Annotated in this window: 3 protein-coding genes and 2 tRNA genes; 4 read left to right on the top strand and 1 reads right to left on the bottom strand. The window is 57.6% G+C overall.

The window, feature by feature from the left end; translation table 11 throughout:
• Nucleotides 1–611: 611 nt before the first annotated feature.
• Nucleotides 612–701: transfer RNA gene (locus tag ACO54Z_RS12935), tRNA-Ser, on the bottom strand.
• Between the two features lie 454 nt (nucleotides 702–1155).
• On the opposite strand from ACO54Z_RS12935, the gene ACO54Z_RS12930 reads away from it, so the two are divergent.
• The 4 genes from ACO54Z_RS12930 to ACO54Z_RS12915 all read left to right on the top strand — a co-directional run bounded on the left by ACO54Z_RS12930 (nucleotide 1156) and on the right by ACO54Z_RS12915 (nucleotide 3407).
• Nucleotides 1156–1950: an inositol monophosphatase family protein gene (locus tag ACO54Z_RS12930; protein WP_485997384.1), complete on the top strand. Its 795-nt coding sequence runs from the start codon at nucleotides 1156–1158 to the stop codon at nucleotides 1948–1950.
• Complete coding sequence (locus ACO54Z_RS12925; protein ID WP_485997383.1) at nucleotides 1947–2636, top strand: phosphoribosyltransferase family protein; 690 nt, start codon at nucleotides 1947–1949, stop codon at nucleotides 2634–2636. The genes ACO54Z_RS12930 and ACO54Z_RS12925 overlap by 4 nt, the downstream gene beginning before the upstream one ends.
• A gap of 15 nt (nucleotides 2637–2651) precedes the next feature.
• The gene (locus tag ACO54Z_RS12920) at nucleotides 2652–3212 is read left to right on the top strand and encodes an inner membrane-spanning protein YciB (protein WP_485997382.1); all 561 of its coding nucleotides are present in this window, start codon (nucleotides 2652–2654) and stop codon (nucleotides 3210–3212) included.
• Nucleotides 3213–3332: 120 nt separating this feature from the next.
• A tRNA-Gly gene (locus ACO54Z_RS12915) sits at nucleotides 3333–3407 on the top strand.

The following is a 3407-nucleotide window of genomic DNA, read 5'->3' as shown; positions in this document are numbered from 1 at the left end:
GGCTGCATCATGGTTTGGTTACCGCTATGAGTGAATTGTAAACAGCCCCTAGGGGGTGTTTGCAATTTGAAAGACCCCCTTCCCTGCTGGGCGAAGCCCGCAGCGGGCGGGTACCTACGCAAAATGCGTCCGCATTTTGCGTAGGTACCCGGGGGAGGATTGGGGAGGGGGTGAGCGATATTATGGATGAGCCGAAATTCCAATTTTTCAATTGTTTGCTACCCTCATCCCAACCCCTCTCTCGCTACGCGAGCAAATACTTGTCCCAGAGGGACTGGAACAGCTCGCGCAGCGACAAGCATTGCTTGCGAAGCAAGAGAGAGGGACTTATCCGCCGAATTGCAAACAGCGCCTAGGGAAGGGCAGGGCTGTCGTTGCTCGGCGTTCTCATCTGTATTGCGGTAAGCGGCACAACATTTTTGAGTATGATGTACTAATCCTCGCAGTAACGGCAAACGTTACCGCATAGACTACCGCAAAAAAGTTTGGTTACAACAGGATTTTGCCGGTTTCAAGTGCAGACAAATGGACGCAAACGAGTGAAAGATTCCCGCAATTACTGGTCTCAAGTGCAAAAAAAGCACCCGGCTGGGTGCATTTGCTTTTGAATGTGGCGGAGAGACAGGGATTCGAACCCTGGGAGGGCGTTAACCCCCGTCGGTTTTCAAGACCGGTGCATTAAACCACTCTGCCATCTCTCCGAAGGCGGCGAATTATAGTGGAGTTGTGTGGGCTTTGTCCAGTATGCGGTAGCCCTGAGTCTTGGCATGGTTATGGCGCACTATTTTTACAGTTCTGCATTACACAGAACACACCCAAAAGGGGCGGGAGATACAACTTTGTACGTTCCGTTCTACGGGGTTTGCGGCAGGCGTGTGGCCAAAATCCTTAAATCTGCCGTTTTTCTCTGTTTTTGCCTTCTATTTATCTATTAATTAACAGTGTATTACGCAAAGATTCTCATCAAGCACCATAAAAGTCTTGATTATGCAAACAAGAACTCCTATTATTCGCTCCGACGGAACAGCTAATGCTAACTGTCACATTGCCTCATGATGATTATTGCCCCGCATGATTGTGCGGGGTTTTTTTTTGCCCGTGAAAAGTGTTGATACTGCTACAATGCCGCCGCTTTACAGTTTAAGAGGTACAAAAATGGCTATAAATCCAACACTTACCATCGCGCGCCGTGCCGCCGAGGAAGCGGGCAAGATTCTGCAAATGGGGCTGCGCCAGCTCGACCAAATCCAGATTGAAGAAAAGGGGCGCGGTGATCTGGTCAGCGTCGTTGACCGGCGCGCCGAAGAGGTCATCAAGAATATCCTGCTCGACAAGTACCCACAGCACGATTTTCTCGGCGAAGAATCGGGCGAAACCCGCGCCCGCGCTGAAGAAAGCGAATTTTGCTGGGTGATTGACCCGCTGGACGGTACCACCAATTTTCTGCACGGCCTGCCGCAGTTCGCCGTTTCCATCGGCCTGGTCAAGCGCGGCAAACCGGAGCTGGGCATCGTTTATAACCCGGCGACGGAGGAATGGTTCACCGCCGCGCGTGGCGAAGGCGCACAGCTGAACGGGCGCAAGCTGCGGGTCAGCGCCCTGCGCGACGGTGGCCGCGCCATCGTCGCCACCGGTTTTCCCTTCCGCTACCCCGAGCTGATGCCGCGCCAGTACGCGATTTTGCAATCGGTGCTGACGGAAATCGCCGACGTGCGCCGCCTCGGTTCTGCTTCGCTCGATTTGTGCTTTGTCGCCGCCAACCGCGTTGACGGCTTCTTTGAAATGGGGTTGAAACCGTGGGACATCTGCGCCGGCATCCTCATCGCGCAAGAAGCGGGGGCGATTGTCACCGACCTTGACGGCGGGCACACCATGCTCGATTCCGGCAACATCGTCGCCGCCAACACCTACCTGCACAACACCCTGCTGGCGCGCATCGCCGCCGCATGATTGCCCGCTGGCTGACCCGCTTCATCTGCCCGCGTTGCCTCATCTGCGGTGCGCCCGAAGTGATTGGCCTTTGTGATGCCTGCGCCAAGCGCCTGCCGTCTGTCGGCAAACATTGCCCGACCTGCGCCAACGGCGTCGCCGACGAACGCTATCCCTGCGGCGCCTGCCTGCAACGGCCACCCGCCTACCAGCGGCTGCTGGTGCGCTGGCAATTCACCGAAGACGTGCGCAACATCATCCTGCGCGGCAAATATCAGGCCGACCGCCGCGCGCTGCGCGTGCTGGAAGACGAAACCTGCCGCCTGTTGCGTGCGCATCTGGTCGCCGTTGATGCCGTCGTCGCCATGCCCGTTTCCGTCAAACGCCTGCGCCAGCGTGGCTACAACCAGACCCTTTACCCGGCGCGTGCCGCCTCCCGCCTGCTCGGCGTCCCGCTCATCGGCGAAGACGTTTTTGCCAAAGCCGGGCGCGTGCCCCAATCAAGCCTGCCCACCCACGCCGCCAGACGGCGCAACATCCGTGGCGCCTTTGCCGTGTGCGGCGACCTGCCGCCACGCCTGCTGCTGGTCGATGACGTTGTCACCAGCGGCGCGACCCTGCGCGAAGCCGCGCGCACCCTCGCCGCTGCGGGCGTGCAGGAAATCACCGCGCTGGCGATCGCCGCCGCGCACCGCCGCAATCCCTGAACACCTGGAACAACCATGCAAGAAATCCTCCCCGTCATCGGCTTTATCTCCACCTACCTTGCCGCCAAATGGAGCGGACACGGTGAACAGGCGCTCTACTGGGCGACCGCCGTCCTCATGATTGGCACCGTGCTGCAACTCCTCTGGCTGCGTGGACGCAAAAAACCGGTCAGCAAACAGCACTGGCTGACTGCCATCGCCATCCTCGTCCTCGGCAGCATCACCCTCATCCTGAAAAACCCGATGTTCATCAAATGGAAACCGAGCATCGTTTACCTCGTCTTCGCCGCCGCCCTGCTCGTCACCCAATGGCAGGGCAAAACCAACCTCATCCAGAAAATGCTCGGCAGCGTCCTCACCATGCCGGACGCCCTCTGGCGCCGCCTCAACCTCATCTGGGCGCTTTACTTCATCCTGATGGCGGTGCTGAACCTCGTCATCGCCTACGGCTTCTCCGACGACTTCTGGGTTGGCTTCAAGCTCTGGGGCAGCGCCGGCGGCACCCTGCTGTTCATGCTGGTACAAATCTACCTGCTGCGCGGCTACCTCAACCACGACGAAGAAAAACAGGACTAATCTGCACAAAACCACGGAAAAACAGCAAACTGAATAAAAAAGCGGTCAAAAGACGAAAAAAACACAAAACGTCGCTTGACCGCTCCCAAAACGCCGCTATAATGCGCGCCACACAACAACGCGGGAATAGCTCAGTGGTAGAGCACAACCTTGCCAAGGTTGGGGTCGCGAGTTCGAATCTCGTTTCCCGCTCCA

This window comes from Cardiobacterium sp. (genome assembly GCF_057314735.1).
Note: the sequence above shows the minus strand (reverse complement) of the source record. Positions and strands in the feature narration are given on the sequence as shown.

Coding starts and splice junctions, on each gene's coding strand:
- ACO54Z_RS12930 (WP_485997384.1), top strand. CDS start 1,156: ATGGCTATAAATCCAACACTTACCATCGCGCGCCGTGCCGCCGAGGAA.
- ACO54Z_RS12925 (WP_485997383.1), top strand. CDS start 1,947: ATGATTGCCCGCTGGCTGACCCGCTTCATCTGCCCGCGTTGCCTCATC.
- ACO54Z_RS12920 (WP_485997382.1), top strand. CDS start 2,652: ATGCAAGAAATCCTCCCCGTCATCGGCTTTATCTCCACCTACCTTGCC.